Source organism: Macrococcus epidermidis, from assembly GCF_024205965.1.
Classification (GTDB): Bacteria; Bacillota; Bacilli; order Staphylococcales; family Staphylococcaceae; genus Macrococcoides; species Macrococcoides epidermidis.
Window position 1 is genome coordinate 1554812 of the sequence record NZ_CP073819.1, and the last position, 18011, is coordinate 1572822.

At 33.4% G+C, this 18011-nt stretch carries 18 protein-coding genes; 4 read left to right on the forward strand and 14 right to left on the reverse strand.

Annotated elements, in window-relative coordinates; all coding sequences use genetic code 11:
- Positions 1-131 precede the first annotated feature (131 nt).
- Both KFV12_RS08250 and KFV12_RS08255 read right to left on the reverse strand, forming a co-directional pair.
- Entirely contained in the window at positions 132-2210 is a 2079-nt protein-coding gene (locus KFV12_RS08250; RefSeq protein WP_242444227.1) for a peptidoglycan D,D-transpeptidase FtsI family protein, read from the reverse strand.
- Between the two features lie 189 nt (positions 2211-2399).
- Positions 2400-2999 (reverse strand): superoxide dismutase, encoded by a 600-nt coding sequence (locus tag KFV12_RS08255; RefSeq protein WP_111715187.1) that lies wholly within the window; start codon positions 2997-2999, stop codon positions 2400-2402.
- Positions 3000-3156: 157 nt separating this feature from the next.
- On the opposite strand from KFV12_RS08255, the gene KFV12_RS08260 reads away from it, so the two are divergent.
- From KFV12_RS08260 to KFV12_RS08270, 3 genes are all read left to right on the forward strand, one after another.
- Positions 3157-3891, forward strand: coding sequence for a DUF1189 family protein (locus tag KFV12_RS08260; protein ID WP_111715188.1), 735 nt, complete (start codon positions 3157-3159; stop codon positions 3889-3891).
- A 96-nt stretch (positions 3892-3987) separates the two neighbouring features.
- Entirely contained in the window at positions 3988-5103 is a 1116-nt protein-coding gene (gene ispG, locus KFV12_RS08265) for a flavodoxin-dependent (E)-4-hydroxy-3-methylbut-2-enyl-diphosphate synthase (RefSeq protein ID WP_199798213.1), read from the forward strand.
- Entirely contained in the window at positions 5096-5686 is a 591-nt protein-coding gene (locus KFV12_RS08270; protein ID WP_111715190.1) for an LNS2 domain-containing protein, read from the forward strand. Before ispG ends, KFV12_RS08270 begins: the two co-directional genes overlap by 8 nt.
- Positions 5687-5702: 16 nt before the next feature.
- On the opposite strand, the gene KFV12_RS08275 is transcribed toward KFV12_RS08270, so the two are convergent.
- The 5 genes from KFV12_RS08275 to KFV12_RS08295 form a co-directional block, all read right to left on the reverse strand.
- Complete coding sequence (locus tag KFV12_RS08275) at positions 5703-6110, reverse strand: Fur family transcriptional regulator (protein ID WP_096076344.1); 408 nt, start codon at positions 6108-6110, stop codon at positions 5703-5705.
- Complete coding sequence (locus KFV12_RS08280; RefSeq protein ID WP_111715192.1) at positions 6100-6951, reverse strand: metal ABC transporter permease; 852 nt, start codon at positions 6949-6951, stop codon at positions 6100-6102. Before KFV12_RS08280 ends, KFV12_RS08275 begins: the two co-directional genes overlap by 11 nt.
- A complete protein-coding gene (locus tag KFV12_RS08285) occupies positions 6948-7715 on the reverse strand; it encodes a metal ABC transporter ATP-binding protein (RefSeq protein WP_111715193.1) in 768 nt (255 codons plus the stop codon). Before KFV12_RS08285 ends, KFV12_RS08280 begins: the two co-directional genes overlap by 4 nt.
- A 64-nt stretch (positions 7716-7779) precedes the next feature.
- Positions 7780-8676, reverse strand: coding sequence for a deoxyribonuclease IV (locus KFV12_RS08290; RefSeq protein WP_240837101.1), 897 nt, complete (start codon positions 8674-8676; stop codon positions 7780-7782).
- Between the two features lie 9 nt (positions 8677-8685).
- Positions 8686-10014: a DEAD/DEAH box helicase gene (locus tag KFV12_RS08295; RefSeq protein WP_111715197.1), complete on the reverse strand. Its 1329-nt coding sequence runs from the start codon at positions 10012-10014 to the stop codon at positions 8686-8688.
- 146 nt (positions 10015-10160) lie between these two features.
- Between KFV12_RS08295 and KFV12_RS08300 the strand changes: the two genes are divergently transcribed.
- Positions 10161-11129 (forward strand): 4-hydroxy-3-methylbut-2-enyl diphosphate reductase, encoded by a 969-nt coding sequence (locus tag KFV12_RS08300; RefSeq protein WP_254256548.1) that lies wholly within the window; start codon positions 10161-10163, stop codon positions 11127-11129.
- Positions 11130-11170: 41 nt separating this feature from the next.
- On the opposite strand, the gene KFV12_RS08305 is transcribed toward KFV12_RS08300, so the two are convergent.
- The 7 genes from KFV12_RS08305 to ccpN form a co-directional block, all read right to left on the reverse strand.
- The gene (locus KFV12_RS08305; RefSeq protein WP_111715200.1) at positions 11171-12256 is read right to left on the reverse strand and encodes a Nif3-like dinuclear metal center hexameric protein; all 1086 of its coding nucleotides are present in this window, start codon (positions 12254-12256) and stop codon (positions 11171-11173) included.
- Entirely contained in the window at positions 12246-12935 is a 690-nt protein-coding gene (locus KFV12_RS08310; RefSeq protein ID WP_254256549.1) for a tRNA (adenine(22)-N(1))-methyltransferase, read from the reverse strand. The genes KFV12_RS08305 and KFV12_RS08310 overlap by 11 nt, the downstream gene beginning before the upstream one ends.
- Before the next feature lie 56 nt (positions 12936-12991).
- A complete protein-coding gene (locus tag KFV12_RS08315) occupies positions 12992-13342 on the reverse strand; it encodes a c-type cytochrome (protein WP_111715203.1) in 351 nt (116 codons plus the stop codon).
- A gap of 93 nt (positions 13343-13435) precedes the next feature.
- The gene (gene rpoD, locus KFV12_RS08320; protein WP_111715204.1) at positions 13436-14539 is read right to left on the reverse strand and encodes an RNA polymerase sigma factor RpoD; all 1104 of its coding nucleotides are present in this window, start codon (positions 14537-14539) and stop codon (positions 13436-13438) included.
- A gap of 20 nt (positions 14540-14559) precedes the next feature.
- Entirely contained in the window at positions 14560-16320 is a 1761-nt protein-coding gene (gene dnaG, locus KFV12_RS08325) for a DNA primase (protein ID WP_254256550.1), read from the reverse strand.
- A 23-nt stretch (positions 16321-16343) separates the two neighbouring features.
- Positions 16344-17153 carry a pyruvate, water dikinase regulatory protein gene (locus KFV12_RS08330; RefSeq protein ID WP_111715208.1) on the reverse strand — a complete coding sequence of 270 codons (810 nt, stop codon included), beginning with the start codon at positions 17151-17153 and terminating at the stop codon, positions 16344-16346.
- Between the two features lie 14 nt (positions 17154-17167).
- On the reverse strand, positions 17168-17800 hold the full coding sequence (gene ccpN / locus KFV12_RS08335; RefSeq protein ID WP_254257648.1) for a transcriptional regulator CcpN: 633 nt from the start codon (positions 17798-17800) through the stop codon (positions 17168-17170).
- Positions 17801-18011 lie beyond the last annotated feature (211 nt).

Here is an 18011-nt window from a genome sequence, read left to right on the forward strand (position 1 = left end):
TATAGTGTAAGATTGTTAATTCAAGATGAATGTAATGTAAATTTTATGTAAAGAAAAAAAGACAATGCATAGTCGCATTGCCTTTTACTCAAGAAATCTTATTTTTTTAGGATTTATAATCGTTGAATACATTATTGTGTATTATTCTGCTCAGCACCATTTGATATCGCACTTTGTACACCCGAAGAACCTGTTTCTATCACTTTAGTTTTCTTACCCGCTTTGTCTTTAAAATATTCATTTATAATATCTCTTCCTAAATCTCCGCCAGGTAACCATGGTGGTGGGACAGGTTGGTTTGTATAGATAATAGCGAAACTCATACTTGGTTTGTCCATAGGAGCATAGCCGATATACGTAGAATTTACACGTGATTTACCATCCTGGAAAACTTCAGCTGTTCCGGTTTTCCCAGCACTTTTTACTACCGTATTAGCAAAACTTTTATAGCCTGTACCAAGTTCGTTATTAAAGGCCATATCGAACCCATCTTTCACTTGATCAATTTCTTCTTGTGAATTATTTATTCGATTCAATACTTTTCCTTTAATACTTTCTTTAATTGGTCCTATTTTATCTGTCTTTGAAGCTCCACGAACTTCTTTAACTAAGTGTGGCTGTATACGATAACCATCATTAGCAATCGTTGAAACATACTGAGAAAGTTGTAAAGGCGTATATGTATCATATTGTCCGATCGCTAAATCCAGATAATTACCAGGATTATTCTTCAGTGTACCTGTTTGACCTGTTACTTCATTTGGTAAATCAATACCTGTTTTAACGCCTAATCCAAACTGATTTAAGCCTTTTCTTAGTTTTAATCCTACTTCTGTTATATCCGCAGGTAATGACATATTGTTAGAATAATTTAAACCTGCCATCTTTAAAGCAGTCTTAAACATATATACGTTTGACGAGTGCATTAATGCTTCTTTATCATTGATTTCTATTTTGCCTGCTGGATTAAAATATGAACGTTTTTCTACGCCACCTTTAAATACTAAAGGTTGGTCAATCATATCCTCTCCAACATTTATCGCATTATTACTATATCCAGTAAGTAATGTTGCGCCTTTTACCGTAGACCCAACTGCATATTGAGATGTAAATGTCCCATAATGATAGTCTGATATCTTACCATTCTTATCAATTTGTCTTCCAGCTAATGCAAGAATATCACCATTGTTAGGATCTTGTACGACTACTAAAACTTTATCCATCGATTTGGCATTCATAGAGCGTAAAATTTGAATATGCTTATCTACTAATTTTTCAACTTGAAGTTGTAGATCTATATCAATAGATAAAACCAGATCATTTCCTCTAGATCCTTCAGAAATCACTTCTGAATTGATGATTTTCCCTGATTTATCTGTTAAATAACGCATCTTCTTCTTTTTACCTCGTAACACATTTTCATATTGAAATTCGAGATAACTTTGTCCTACTCTATCATTACGCGAATATCCTTTAGATAAATAATAGTCTACTAATTCTTTAGGTAATCCTTCTTCTTTTGATGAAACATTTCCAAACATTGTACGTAATGTCTTACCATAAAGATATTTTCTATCCCAATCCATTGTTGTATTCACACCAGGTAATTCACTTAAATTCTGAGAAACTAGTGCATATTCTTTTTCTGACACGTTTTCGTTTCTAATAATTTGAGGACTTAACTGACTACCACTGCTCATTTCGCGAAAAATAGCTGCTATTTCTAATTCATCTTGTGACATTGATTTCAATTTATCTTCTGTTAACTTTTTATATACCGCTTCATTATATTCATCCTGAGAAATTTCACCGGTATCAAATAATTGTAATTCTTTCTTCATCAACTGATCCACTTCATCTTTATGCGTCAATATAAAGAAATCCTGCTTATCCCTTAAAGTCAATGCATCTGTAGGCATAGACATCAATTTATGTAATTTCTTTGCAGTATCAAGCATTTCACTGCGACTTGTCATACGGTCACGTGTGTATGTAATAGCTTTCTTTGAAGTATTATCAACCAACAATTTACCGTTGCGATCATAAATTCTGCCTCTTGGAACTGATTCATTTACTTCTATATTTTCATTATTATCCACTGCTTTTTTATACGTTTCACCTTTAACAATCTGAAGGTATCCTAATCTAAGAACAAGGATGATTAATAATGAAACAATTGCCATAAAGATAACGCTGATTCTACGGTTCATCAGTCGCTTTTGTTTAAGTTCATTTGATTCTTGTTTAACACGTTTCAAAGGAAATCCCCCATCACTAACCATTTATCTTTTAATAATATATGAATTAACACATATTTTCTATATTTTTGATATAAAAACACAAATAAAGAGACATTTCAGATGAAATGTCTCTTTATTTTTACGAATTACGATTAACAACTATTTAGCAGCTAAATATAATTCGTTTACTTTTTCCCAGTTTACTACATTCCAGAATGCTGCAATATAGTCAGGACGTTTATTTTGATAGTTTAGGTAATAAGCATGTTCCCATACATCTAAACCTAAGATCGGTGTTTTACCTTCCATTAATGGATTCTCTTGGTTTGGTGTAGAAACTACTTCTAATTCTCCATTGTTTACTACTAACCAAGCCCAACCAGAACCAAAACGTGTAGTTGCAGCTTTAGCGAATTCTTCTTTAAAAGCGTCTAAAGAACCGAATTTAGCGTTGATTGCATCAACTACTTCACCAGTAGCTTCTTTACCTGGTGCAAGTAAAGTCCAGAATAAAGAGTGATTATAGTGTCCACCACCATTATTTACAACAGCTGTTTTCTTATCAGCAGGTACTTCGTTAATTCTTTTCATTAAATCTTCGATAGAAAGATCCGCAAATTCTGTTCCTTCTACTGCAGCGTTTAAGTTAGTAACGTAAGTATTATGGTGTTTCGTATGGTGAATCTCCATAGTTTCTTTATCGATGTGTGGTTCTAATGCATCATATGCATATGGTAATTGTGGTAATTCAAAAGCCATAATTAATCATCCTCCTTAAGTTTTAAGTACATATTCATCATATCAACTTAAGATAGCGTTCTCAACTACTTTGCTTATATATCAAAATGATTATTTTTGATAGAATAATAGTGTTGTCTCATCTCCAAACATTTAATGCATTCTAGGAGGAAGTAATTTGTATATTAAGCACTTGAAAAGGTTAATGAAGCCTAAACAATATCCTTTGTTCAGAACGGTAAAGCTCAGATATATTTTTTTACATATATTTATCATTGCATTTCTTTTCTCAATTCCTAATAGTATTCATTATTACAATGCTATTAATGTTGCAAATCAGATGGTGGAAAATAAACAGCATGAAATACCTGACTTTAAAATTAAAGATAACATACTTGTCTTGAAAGAAGAAAAAACAATCGATGTTCCACCTTATAAAATTTTATTTTCAAATAAAAAACAATCACCGGAAAATCATGTCATGTCGTTTCAGAAATACGGTATACAAGTAGATGAATCTACCTTCTTGTCGTATTTAAATTTGCCGATGTTTAATGATAAAACGAGTTTTATTACTTTTTTAAAAACGTATACTACTTCTAGTTACTTTTATCTGTCGATTATTATCGGTTTTCTGATTTTCATTCAATTTATCACTACTGTCATAAAAATTATATTTATCAGTACAGTTGCACACGTTGTCTCAGTACTATTTAAAAGAAAGTCCCGATTTATGAACTGGCTTAAAATAACAACATTTTTATTAACACTACCTTCAATTATTTTATTTTTAGGGTTATTGAATATAAAATACAATATGTTTTTCATCATGTGCTCATGGACAGTGCTCGCAGTCCTCATATTAGTAACTGTTCATAATTTACCTCGTAAAAAAGTAAAGTTTGAATCTTAAAACAAAACAATACAATTTAATGTTATTATTCTATATAATAAATATGTTATGACATTATTCATACTTAAAATTAAAGGAGTTTTATAAATGCCTGAAATCACACATAGAAGAAATACACGTCCAGTGAAGGTTGGAGATCTTACAATCGGTGGAAGTGATGAGCTTATCATACAAAGTATGACGACAACGAAAACACATGACGTTGAAGCGACAGTTGCAGAAATTAAGCGTCTTGAAGAAGCAGGTTGCCAAATTGTACGTGTAGCTTGCCCAAAAGAAGAAGATGCACTGGCAATTGCAGAAATTAAAAAACAAATTAATATCCCACTTGTTGTGGATATTCATTTTGATTATAAATTAGCATTACTTGCTATCGAAGGTGGCGCTGATAAAATTCGTATCAATCCAGGTAATATCGGGCGTCGTGAAAAGGTAGAGGAAGTAGTAAAAGCATGTAAAGCAAAAGGTATACCCATCCGTATTGGTGTTAATGCTGGATCGCTTGAAAAACATATCATAAAAAAATACGGTTATCCAACTGCAGATGGTATGGTTGAAAGTGCATTACATCATATCAAAATTTTAGAAGACCTGGATTTCCATGATATCATCGTATCGATGAAAGCAAGTGACGTTAACTTAGCAATAGAGGCGTACACAAAAGCTGCGCAAGCTTTTGATTATCCACTACATTTAGGTATTACTGAAAGTGGTACATTATTTGCAGGAACAGTTAAATCTGCAGCAGGACTTGGTGCAATCATGAGTTTAGGTATCGGAAATACACTTCGTATCTCTTTATCAGCGGATCCTGTCGAAGAAGTTAAAGTAGCTAGAGAATTATTAAAATCATTTGGATTAGCAAGCAATGCAGCTACATTAATATCTTGTCCTACTTGTGGACGTATTGAAATAGATCTCATTTCTATTGCAAATGAAGTAGAAGAATACATCTCAACGATTAAAGCACCGTTAAAAGTTGCTGTATTGGGTTGTGCGGTTAATGGTCCCGGTGAAGCACGTGAAGCAGATATCGGTATTGCCGGTGCACGTGGTGAAGGCTTGTTATTTATGAAAGGTAAAACAGTCAGAAAAGTTCCAGAGGAAACGATGGTAGAAGAATTGAAGATTGAAATTGATAAATTAGCTGAGGAATACTTTAAAAAGCAAGCTGAAGAAAAATTAAATCAAGAGCAGGCAGTAAATGAATAAAAAGTTTCGTATGGGTATAGATATTGATGGTACTGTAACATGCCCTACTGCTTTAGTACCTTATCTTCAAAGATCTTTTAATAAAGATTTTAAATATGAAGATATTACTGAATATGACTTATCTAATGTACTAAATATTCCTGAATCAGAAATTTATCAATGGTTTAAAGATAATGAACATGAAATATATAAATATTCTCCAGTTCATAATGATGCAGACCAGGTTTTATCGAATTGGGCCAATTATTATCAACTGATCTTTATCAGTGCCAGACATTCTTACTTACAAGAATTAACAATTGACTGGTTTAAAACACACAATGTGCCCTATCATCACATTGAACTTACAGGTTCACATGAAAAGATAGAAACAGCAAGACGTCTTAATGTTGATGCATTTTTTGAGGATAAACTTGATAATGCGATTGAAATTCACAACGCATTAAACATTCCAGTGTATTTATTTGATACACCTTATAATCAAAGTGAATTACCAGCTGGCGTTACACGGGTAAAATCCTGGCTGGAATTAGATACATTAATAAAAAAACAATTTCCAATAAGAAAAGGAGAAGACAGTTAACTGTTTTCTCCTTTTCTTATTTACAACGTTCACATAATCCATATAGTTCAATTTTATGACTATGGATTTCAACATTATCAAGTTCCGCTTCAAATGTTGCAATTGGACAAAATTCAACGACACGTGTTTCACCACATTTTTCACATATAAAATGGTGATGATGATGTGTCGTACATGATAGTCTAAATTTCTTTTCACCATCAAGTTCTGTCACTTCGATAATATTTAATTCATCAAATAAATTTAAATTTCTATATATTGTATCAAATGAAATGCCCGGATATTTCTCATTTAGTTCTTCCTGCATTTGTTTTGCATTAAGGTATTTACTTGTATCATGTAACATACTTATCATATCACGACGTTTGTCAGTATATTTATGTCCATTGTCTTTTAAAACTTTAATCGCATCATCAGTATTCATTTGAAATACCTCCTTTTTCTTTCATATTACTGATAGAAAGGGCAAAAAGCAACACTAATACAAGCAGCATTACAATTACTCCACCTGGAGATATATCTAGATAAAACGCAATAATTAGTCCGATTAAGACTGAACATTCACCTATCACAACACTCCACAGCATCAGTTGCTTATAGCCTTTTGCAAAACGCATGGCACTTGCTACAGGCAGGGTGATTAAACTACTCACTAATAGAATTCCAACGACACGCATCGATGCAGAAATTACAAGCGCCACCATTAGCATAAATAAAATATGTACGTGCTTCGGTACACCGATTATTGCAGCATATTCCTCATCAAAAGATAGAATAAACAACTCTTTATATAATACAAAGATAAATACAAGCACTAAAACAAAAATTGCTAAAATAATAAATACATCATTTAAAGTTACTGCACTGATACTTCCGAATAAATAACCAAATAGGTCCTGATTAAATCCATCCGCAAATGAAATGAAGATAACACTCAATCCAATTCCAAAACTCATGATTATCGGTATTGCTAACTCCTGGTAATGTTTATATAAAGAACGAAGTTTCTCAATTAAAAGAGAGCCTGTGATTGAGAATAATATCCCGGTCCAAACCGGATTAATAGTAACGGCAATCAATTTTGATAAAAGCATGCCAAATGCAATACCACCGAGTGTAACGTGACTTAATGCATCTGCAATTAATGAAAGACGACGTACTACAATAAATGTACCGATTAATGGGGCAAGAATACCTATTAGCATCCCACTTAGAAATGAATAGCGAATAAAATCAAATTCCCACAACGCTTCTATTAAGCTCATTGACAACACTCCCTACTATGATTATGGTCAACAAACTGTACAGGATGACCATAAATTTTAGAGATTTCAACTTCATCTAATGACTTAAATTGATGTGTTGTCCCGTGGAAATGCAGATGCTGGTTGAGACAGGCAACTTGTGTGGCTGTATCAACGACTACGCCAATATCATGCGTTACTAGTAGAATTGTGATACCTTCAGCTTTAAGTTGCGCAAGTAATTCATAGAACTGTGCTACATGTTTTGCATCAATACCAACAGTCGGTTCATCGAGTACTAATACAGAAGGATTTGATATGAGTGCACGTGCGATAAATACACGTTGCTGTTGACCACCAGAAAGCTGAGATATATTTTTATCTTTTAAATGCGTGATATTTAATCGTTCCAGCATCGCTTCAACTTTTTGTTCATCCAGTTTATTAAATTTTTTAAATAACGGTTTAATCTGAATTAAACCACTTCTTACAACTTCAAATACCGTAGCCGGGAAACCACCACTGCTCGCGTTTGCTTTTTGAGAAACATAACCGATACCCGTAAGTTTTTTTTGTGATTTCATATTCTTTCCGTTCATATAAATGCTGCCTGATTGTACCCTTAATATTCCCAGGATTAATTTTAACAATGTTGACTTACCTGAACCATTCGGTCCTACAATCGCCAGAAAATCTCCCGGATAGATACTGATGTTAATATCTGATAATGCTACTTTATCTGGATATCGATACGATACATTTCGAATTTCAAATATTGGCTCCAATCGCTTCAGTCCTTTTTGAGATAAAAAACAAGCATTAATCAAAGATTAATCCCTGTTTTAAATTTTATTGATGCATAATTTTTTCTAGTAAATCAGAATCAAACTGATTATTTTTAATCATTTCAATTTCAAATTTATACGGTGGCTTTTTATTTTTTTTATCATCGCCAACTTGAACGTATGGTGTTTCTAAAATCTTAGGTACATCTTTAAAGACTTCATGATAAACAATTTTTGATAATGCATCAAAACCGATGTTGCCAAATCCAAAATTTTCATGACGATCTTTTCGCGCACCCTGTACATTTTTTGAGTCATTTACATGTACAACTTTAATTCTATCAATACCGATAATTTTATCAAATTCTTCCAGCACACCATCAAAATCATTGACAATATCATAACCCGCATCATGTGTGTGACATGTATCAAAACAAACTGATAGTCGGGCATTATTCTTTACACCTGAAATAATTTCAGCAAGTTCTTCAAATGATTTGCCACATTCAGAACCTTTACCTGCCATCGTTTCTAATGCAATACGAACATCATTATTGTTAGATAAAACTTCATTTAACCCTTCAATAATTTTCTTGATACCCGCATCTTCACCAGCACCAACATGAGCGCCAGGATGAAGCACGATATCTTTTGCGCCAATTGCTTCTGTACGTTCAATCTCTTTTTGAAGAAACTCAACACCCAGTTCAAACACTTCAGGTTTTACTGTGTTAGCGATATTGATGATATAAGGTGCATGCACAACAATATTCGATAAATTATTTTCTTTCATAAATGCAAGACCTGCATCTATGTTCAAATCTTCTATCGGTTTACGACGTGTGTTTTGAGGTGCTCCTGTATATATCATAAATGTGGAAGCATTGTAGCTCGCTGCTTCTTCTGCTGCAGCAAGCAACATTTTTTTACCGCTCATTGATACATGAGATCCAATTAGCATGTTAAATCCCTACCTTTTTTTATTCTCTCTATTCGTACGTTTAGAATGGGCTTTTTTCTCATTACGTTTTAACTTATCTAATTCAAAACGGAATTTCTTCTTATACCCCGGTTTCACTTTTTTCTTACCTTTTAGTTTATGTTTTAAGTTCTGTTCGATATTATCTTCTTTTTTCTTACGTGATTGGCGCTCAGTTCTATCTTTAATTTCGACTAATTCACCATTTTTAACATCGCTATGAATGAATGAGAAACCACGTTTCTCAATCTGATTGATTAAATCTTCTTCATCTGGTGTATAAATCGTTATTGCTACACCAGTATAGTTTCCTCGACCTGTTCGCCCTACACGGTGCGTAAAGAAAGCAATATCACGTGGAATATCATAATTGATAACATGACTAACACCATCAATATCAATACCACGACTTGCAAGATCACTCGCAACGACATATTGATATTCAAGATTTTTCACACGTTTCATTTGCTGTGTACGTTCACGTGGTGCAAGACCGCCATGAATCACACCTACTTTTAACCCCTGATCTTGTAAATATTCAGCTACTTCATCCGCACGTTCACGACTATTCGCAAAAATAATTGCGAGATAAGGATTAATCGTAGACATTATTTTAGTTAACTGTTCTTTACGATCGTTACTTTTCGTAGGTACAAGATAAAAAGTAATATTTTTATTTGTCTTTGCGTCAGGTTCAATCTCAATAAATTCCGGCTTAGATAAGTATTTATTTAAAAATGGATGTAAAGCTTTAGGTATCGTAGCAGAAAATACAGCAATTTGTGCTTCACGCGATACATTTGCAGCAATCTTATCAACTGTCGGCAAGAATCCTAAGTCAATCATTAAGTCGGCTTCATCAATAACGACAGCTCTCGCTAAATGAATATGTAACACATTTTCTTCTGCTAAATCTTTTATTCGATTTGGTGTCCCGATAACAATTTGTGGCTGTACTTTTGATTTTTGAATATCTTTATTCTTATCAGTACCTCCAATATAAAGCCCTGCTTTTATACCATCTGTAAATGAAATTAAATGCTCTGCTGCATCATATAACTGCTTTGCAAGCTCTCTTGTAGGTGCAAGAATAATAATTTGAGGATGCTGTACCTCTTTATCAATTTTATTAATTAACGGTAGTAAAAATGCATGCGATTTTCCTGTACCTGTTTGTGATTGTCCAATTAAGTGTGTTTCTTTTTTTAATTTAGGAATAACTCTTCTCTGGATTTCTGTTGGCTGGTTGAAATTTAAATCTTCCACCGCTTCTACTAAATATGGTGCAAGTTCAAATAACTCAAATGGGTGTTTGTCCATCATAATCCTCCTTTTATGTTCATCTCATGTATTATATAGGAAAGAATACGAAAAAGAAAGCAATCATTGTTAAAATTAAAATATTCTAATCATCTTTAAAAGTTTGTTATACTATTTATTAAGCAGATTAATAGGAGGAAAATGCGATGGAAATTATTAAAATAACACCTCGTGGATATTGTTACGGTGTCGTTGATGCCATGGTGATTGCACGCAATGCTTCACTTGATAAATCATTGCCACGTCCAATATATATTTTAGGTATGGTCGTGCATAATAAACATGTAACTGATGCTTTCGAAAGCGATGGTATCATTACACTCGATGGACCAAACCGATTAGAAATATTAGAGAAAATCAGTGAAGGTACAGTTATATTTACCGCACATGGTGTAAGTCCTGAAGTAAAACGCCGTGCTAAAGAAAAGGGACTTGTTTGTATTGATGCAACTTGTCCGGATGTAGAAAACACACATACATTGATTCGTAAGAAAAAAGCAGAAGGTTATCATGTCATCTATATCGGTAAAAAAGGACATCCGGAACCTGAAGGCGCTGTTGGTGTCGCTCCGGAAATCGTACATCTTGTGGAAAATATCAACGATATCGACAACCTTGATGAAGATTTAAAAAACAATAAACTTATCGTTACAAATCAAACAACAATGAGTCAATGGGATGTAAAACATCTTATGGACGAACTACAAAAAAAATATCCACATATCGAAGTGCATAAAGAAATCTGTTTAGCGACACAAGTACGCCAGGAAGCAGTTGCAAATCAAGCAGGACAAGCAGACGTATTAATCGTGGTTGGTGACCCAAAAAGCAACAACTCTAACCGTTTAGCACAAGTATCTAAAGAAATCGCTCATACAGAAGCTTACCGAATTTCTGACATTAGCGAACTAAAACTTGAATGGCTTCAGGGTAAGTCAACGATCGCTGTAACTGCCGGGGCTTCAACACCAACACCAATCGTAAAAGAGGTCATCGATTATATTAAATCTTACGATCCATTAAATATTCAGCCGATACCAGAAAAGTCAGGTGTACCAACAGAAAAAATCTTACCTAAAATTAAAAATGCAACACCTGTAAAAATTTTAGATTAATAAAACGATGCTTAAACCTTAGTTTAAGCATCGCTCTTTTTTTATATTACTTTAAATGGATTTGTATCTATTTGTGAAACAACGATATTTATATCTTTGATAAAAGTGGATAAAAGTGCTTTGAGGCCATCTTTCATAACATATTCAGCATAATGTGTGATATCAAGCGCAGCAAGTTCTGCCATTATTAAATCATGTGCTTCATGATACTTAATATCACCTGTAATAAACACATCAACACCTGTTCGCTTAACATCTTTCATGTAATCCATACCTGCCCCGCCAATTATCCCAACTGTGTTAATAACTTTATCTTCACCTATCATCTTAATAACATCCAGATTTAATTTCTCTTTGGCAATTTTAGCAAAATCAGATAATGAAATAGGTTCCATCAAGGCTGCCTTTACACCAGTACCATATTCAGCCTGGACGTCAATTGACCAAATATCAAAAGCAGGTGTTTCATAAGGATGATGTGTTTTTATCACTTCTAATACATCAGATTTCAAAGATGATTCAAAGACACATTCAATCTTCATTTCTTCTTCCTGATGTATTTCACCTTTACTACCGACAAATGGGTTAGCATTTTCTAATGCACGAAATTCGCCAGTTCCTTTTATTGAAAAGAAACAGTGATCATAATCACCAATTTGTCCAGCACCTACCTTTGCCAACGCTGATTTAAATTGTTCAGCATATGCTAACGGAACAAAAATCTGTAACTTTAGTATCGATTTTTGTTCAGGTAATAATATTTCTATATCCTTTAATTCAAGACGCTCAGCAATCATTGCACTAACACCTTTAGGATGGGCATCCAAATTTGTGTGTAATGCAATCAACTGTATGTCGTTCTTTATTAAGCTTCTGATTACTTCTCCATAACCTGAATGAAGAATTGATTTTATACCACTAAAAATCAGTGGATGATGGCAAATTATAGTATTTATATTTTTTTCTTTAGCTTCCTCTACAACGTCTAACGTACAATCAAGCGCTGTTAAAATACCTGTAATTACAGCTTCTTCATCTCCAATTAGAAGACCTACATTATCCCACTCTTCTGCAGTTTGCAGTGGTATCTCCTGATTGATTTGCTTTAACAACTCTTTAATCAACATAACCTAACACCTCTTTTAATAATGAGATTTCTTCTTTTAGCTGTTCATGTTTTTGTGCATGAACAGGATCGTGTTCTATCGCTGATAATACTTTTATTAAATGCTGATATTCTCTATTCCATTTTTCGATAAACACTTCATTTTTATTTTGTAAAAGAATTGGGCCGAACTTCAGTGCTTTTTGTGTATATGCCACTTTTTCAGTGGCATATTCAGCAACGATAATTTCGTAGGTATGCTTTTTTTCTTTCATTATCTCTTCAACGATAATTTCATAGCCAAGTGAAACAAGTGCACGACGAACTGCTTCTGTATGAATATTACTTTGCAGAATTAGACGTGGATGATTACTTAATTTATCTTTACCAGTAGTAATAATGTCTGCGATAAGTGGTCCACCCATACCACAAATAGTAATTACATCAACTTCACCCGGTTTAATGACTTCTAATCCATTACCAAGACGTACGTCTATAGAAGTGGAAGCATTATACTTTCTAACATTCTGAACTGCAGCTTCAAACGGTCCAGTAACCACTTCACCAGCTATCGCATATCTAATCAGATTATTTTCTAATGCATATAGAGGTAAATAAGCATGATCGGACCCTATATCAGCTAATCGTTCATGCTGTATATACCTTGCAACTGTCTTTAATCTATTATTTAATGGTATCATTTTATATCCTTTCAAAAAAAAATCTTTTGCACTTGGCAAAAGATTTTAATTGTTTATTATTTTGCTTCTTTTAAATACTTCACTAAAGTATCTAAATCTTTATCAGAAATTTTTGAAGCGTCGTGTGCTGGCATCGCACCTTTACCTTCACGGATAATCTTCTTAGCATCATCTGGTTTCATAGAAAGACCAGCTAATTTAGGACCCATTCCACCTTCTAAGTTTTGACCGTGACATGACGTACAGTTATCTTTTGCAAAAGTTTTAGCATCAAACTTTTGCTCAGTTTTAGCTCCGCCTTCACCCTCTTCTTCAGCTTTGTTAGCACCATGTGCTGACATAAAGAAGATTAAGCCTACGCCCATAAGCATAATAAGTAAAAACGGAATTACTGGATTACGATTCATTCAATTTACCTCCCTTTAATTTCACCATATACATATCTATTTTATATTAAAAACAGTGATTGTCAAAGACTTTTCACAATTAAAATTGAAATTTTAATCCATAAAATCTTTAAGACGTTTACTTCTAGATGGATGACGTAATTTACGTAAAGCTTTTGCTTCGATTTGGCGTATACGTTCTCTCGTTACACCGAACACTTTTCCTACTTCTTCAAGCGTACGGGTACGTCCATCATCTAAACCAAATCGTAATCTTAAAACATTTTCTTCACGATCTGTTAATGTATCTAATACATCTTCTAATTGTTCTTTTAATAACTCATATGCAGCATGATCAGCTGGACTTTGTGCGTCCTGATCTTCAATAAAATCACCTAAGTGACTATCATCTTCTTCACCGATCGGTGTTTCAAGTGAAACTGGCTCTTGTGCTATCTTTAAGATTTCACGAACTTTTTCAGGTGGTAAATCCATTTCTTCTCCAATTTCTTCCGGGGAAGGATCACGTCCTAAGTCCTGAAGTAATTGACGTTGTACACGTATTAACTTGTTTATCGTTTCTACCATATGCACTGGTATACGAATTGTTCTTGCCTGGTCAGCTATCGCACGCGTGATTGCCTGACGAATCCACCATGTAGCGTAAGTTGAGAATTTAAATCCTTTCGTAAAATCAAACTTTTCTACAGCTTTAATTAGACCCATGTTACCTTCCTGTATTAAATCAAGGAATAACATACCACGTCCTACATAACGTTTTGCAATACTCACAACAAGACGTAAGTTTGCTTCTGCAAGTCGTGCTTTCGCTTCATCATCCCCCTGCTCAATACGTTTAGCAAGTTCAATTTCTTCTTCAGCACTTAATAAATTAACGCGTCCAATTTCTTTTAAATACATACGAACAGGATCGTTAATTTTAACACCTGGAGGTGCAGATAAATCATTAAGATTGATCTTATCATCTGTATCATTTGCATCTTTTTCATTGATTAAAGTGATGTCATTTTCGGCAATCGCTTCAAAAAATTCATCCATCTGATCAGAATCCATCTCAAAATTTTGTAATTTATCAGCGATTTCTTCGTGACTTAAATGTCCATTCTTCTTACCTGTCTCAAGTAATTGTGCTTTTACTTGTTCTAATGTCAATAATTCTGCGATTTTCGTTGTCGTATCGGATTTCTTTGCAGCCATTTTAAAACCTCCCAGTATGTCTAGTGCTTTTTTGATCTTTGATATTGAATGATTTCTCTCACAATATTATCGCGTGTTTCCATGTCACCGGTAGCAATTGCATCTTTTAAAGCTTGTTTCAGCTGACTCACATGTGTTAATTCATGCTGCTCTTCATTAAAGACATATACATAATCATTTATTTCCTCTGTAGTAGGTTCGGAATTAACCAACATACTGTCAATTGATAAACATACCTCATGAATATCCTGAGGAATATGTGTGATGAATTGACTGAGATTAAATTGGTCTTCATTATTGTAATACCCTATTAAAGCCTCATAAATCAATCTATGGTATGCATTTGAGAAATTATGTGCAGACAGAGAATCTTTATATTGTGTGAATAAATATTTATCTGTCATAAAATGTTTTAGTACCACGCGTTCAGCAGTCTCAATCTTGTTTAATGATTCTTGTTTGATACCAACATTAATATGATTAAATGGACGCTTTTTCTGATTTTTTTGTACTTGATATTTTAGACTGTCAAAATCTACTTTAAACAAATCACTTGCTTCATGCAATACTTTTTTCTGTAAAACTTCAGAATTCATAAGTTTAGCATCTTGAATAATATTATTCAAATGTTTTTCATATGCTAAATCATTATTCTTTATTTCATTCTGATAATATTGCATATAAAAGCTTAAATAATTAATCTTATGCGTTTGAAAATATTCTAAGAACTGATTTTCCCCTAAATCTCTAATCATCTCATCCGGATCTTTTCCTTTGTGAATCGGTACTACAAACACATTTAATCCTTCTGAAAGTAATGTCTTTCCTGATTTTAGTGTCGCTTCAATACCAGCTCTATCTCCATCAAACATTAACGTAATATTTTGTGCGAGTTTTTTCAGTGATATTACATGCTCTCTACTTAATGCTGTACCCATTGTTGCTACCGCATTATGAATACCTACTTCACCAAGCTTTAATACATCCATAAAACCTTCAAGTAAAATTACTTCATCTGTTTCTCGAATTGGTTTACGTGCAACATCAATATGATAAAGGATATTTCTTTTTTGAAATATCGGTGTCTCAGGACTATTTAAATATTTGGGTTCACTACCATCAAAACTTCGCGCAGAGAAGCCAACTGTATCTCCACGTGCATTTCGGATAGGAAACATAATACGATTACGAAAACGGTCAAAATAACTGAAATTTTCCTCATTTCTGCTTAAAAGACCAGCTTCATATGCAAGTGATTCATCATATCCTTGTTTTTTTAAAAAATCTAACGCAAAATGACTTACATTCGGACTGAAACCAATTTTTTCTTTGACAATCAAATCGTCATCTATACCACGTTTATAAAGATATTCTAAAGCTGGTTCAGCCTCTTCAATTGCTTTTAATACATAGTGATAATAATCATTTAATAAGTTATGCATTTCAACCATTTTCGTATGGTCATTTTCAACTGTTGGGTTATCACTTTGGACATCTATCTTGATATCAACATTTTCACCTAATATTTTAACTGCTTCAATAAATGAGACATTTTCTATTTGTTCGATAAACTGAAAAACATTTCCACCCTTTTTACATCCGAAACAATGACAAATCTGTTTTTCAACAGATACTGAAAATGATGGTGTTTTTTCATCATGAAAGGGACATAAACCGATATAGTTACGTCCCCTTTTTTCTAATTTCACATATTGACTTACAACATCTAAAATATCATTCTTTTCCCGTATTTCATTAATTATTTTTGGATCGATTTGCAAACTTCCACCTCATCATACCCATATTAATTTCTAGTAATTATTTTAATGATTTCATTCGCTGTTTCTTCAATTGCCTTATTCGAAACATCAATAACTTCACAATTAATTCTTGAAACAATCTCTTCAAAATATTTTAATTCTTCTAAAATACGTTGATCTTTTGCATAGTTGGCATCATTTTTTAATCCAAGTTGAGCCAAGCGTTCGATTCGGATTTTATTCAATTTTTCAGGATCAATTTTTAAAGCGATACATTTTTTAGGGTCAATTTCAAACAACTGATCAGGCGGATCAACTTCCGGTACTAATGGAACATTCATGACTTTAAATCTTTTATGAGCCAAATACTGACTTAAAGGTGTCTTTGACGTACGTGAAACACCGATCAAGACAATATCAGCTTTTGAAAGTCCGCGCGGATCTCGACCGTCATCATATTTTACAGCAAATTCAATTGCTTCTATCTTCTTAAAGTAATCTTCATCGAGTTTATGTACCATACCAGGCTCATTTAACGGTTTTTCTTCAAGCGTTTCTTCTAAAAGCCCCATTAACGGCCCCATTAAATCTACGCTTTTGATATTATGTTTTGCTAATTCAGACTGCATATAAGCTCTGACATTCGGTTTAACTAAAGTGTATACAACGATAGATTTCTGTTCTTTAGCCAGGCTGATAACTTCATTTATATTTTCATGAGTTTCAATATATGGCAGACGAATTGTATCTACAACGTTATTTAACATATTAAACTGAGAAATACATGCTTTTGTAACGAGTTCTGCTGTTTCACCAACTGAATCTGATGCAATAATTAATCTCATTTCATTCATAAAATAAATTCTCCTTATTCATCTTCGATTAGAGAAACAAATGCTCTCGTTATAGTAGTTTTGCTAATTCGACCGGTAACTTCGTAATGTCCGTCTTTTTCAACAACAACTGGAATTGAATCAATTTGTTTATCAATAATTTGCTTTGCAGCATAAAATAATAAGTCGTCTTTATAACAAACAGAGACATTTGGGACACGTGTCATATAAACATGAATCGGTGTCGTATGAATTTCTTGTCCCCCCATCGATGCACGGAGTAAATCCTTTCTGGAACATACACCAACAAGATGATTGTCTTTATTTGTTACAAACAAAGTTCCTACATCATCCAGGAACATCACACAGATTGCTTCATATGTACTTGAATCTTCATGAATAACGATTGGTACCGACTGAAAATCTTTCACCCGAAACTTCTTAATCGATTCTGAAAGTAACTGAGTACTGGATTTCCCTGTATAAAAGTAACCAACACGAGGACGTGCATCTAAATATCCTGCCATCGTTAAGATTGCAAGATCAGGACGTAAAGTAGCACGCGTTAGATTCAATTTTTCAGCAATCTTCTCACCGGTGATGGGGCCATTATTTTTTACAATTTGTAAAATCTTTTCTTGTCTTTTATTTAATTCTATGACAATCACCCCAATAGTAGACATAGTTTATTTATTATATTATACCTACTCATAAATAAATTTACAAATGTATCGCTTAACAATTGAGCTCATTCAATTTTCATGTTATATTTTAAATAAGCGAGTTAAGGATGGTGAAAGCTTAACAATAAATTGGCGTACATTTACATTGTTAATAATTAAAAGCGAGTAAACACTAATTTGGGTGGAACCGCGGGTA

Coding starts and splice junctions, on each gene's coding strand:
- KFV12_RS08250 (WP_242444227.1), bottom strand. CDS start 2,210: ATGAACCGTAGAATCAGCGTTATCTTTATGGCAATTGTTTCATTATTA.
- KFV12_RS08255 (WP_111715187.1), bottom strand. CDS start 2,999: ATGGCTTTTGAATTACCACAATTACCATATGCATATGATGCATTAGAA.
- KFV12_RS08270 (WP_111715190.1), top strand. CDS start 5,096: ATGAATAAAAAGTTTCGTATGGGTATAGATATTGATGGTACTGTAACA.
- KFV12_RS08275 (WP_096076344.1), bottom strand. CDS start 6,110: ATGAATACTGATGATGCGATTAAAGTTTTAAAAGACAATGGACATAAA.
- KFV12_RS08280 (WP_111715192.1), bottom strand. CDS start 6,951: ATGAGCTTAATAGAAGCGTTGTGGGAATTTGATTTTATTCGCTATTCA.
- KFV12_RS08290 (WP_240837101.1), bottom strand. CDS start 8,676: ATGCTAATTGGATCTCATGTATCAATGAGCGGTAAAAAAATGTTGCTT.
- KFV12_RS08295 (WP_111715197.1), bottom strand. CDS start 10,014: ATGGACAAACACCCATTTGAGTTATTTGAACTTGCACCATATTTAGTA.
- KFV12_RS08300 (WP_254256548.1), top strand. CDS start 10,161: ATGGAAATTATTAAAATAACACCTCGTGGATATTGTTACGGTGTCGTT.
- KFV12_RS08305 (WP_111715200.1), bottom strand. CDS start 12,256: ATGTTGATTAAAGAGTTGTTAAAGCAAATCAATCAGGAGATACCACTG.
- KFV12_RS08310 (WP_254256549.1), bottom strand. CDS start 12,935: ATGATACCATTAAATAATAGATTAAAGACAGTTGCAAGGTATATACAG.
- KFV12_RS08315 (WP_111715203.1), bottom strand. CDS start 13,342: ATGAATCGTAATCCAGTAATTCCGTTTTTACTTATTATGCTTATGGGC.
- rpoD (WP_111715204.1), bottom strand. CDS start 14,539: ATGGCTGCAAAGAAATCCGATACGACAACGAAAATCGCAGAATTATTG.
- KFV12_RS08330 (WP_111715208.1), bottom strand. CDS start 17,153: ATGAATGAAATGAGATTAATTATTGCATCAGATTCAGTTGGTGAAACA.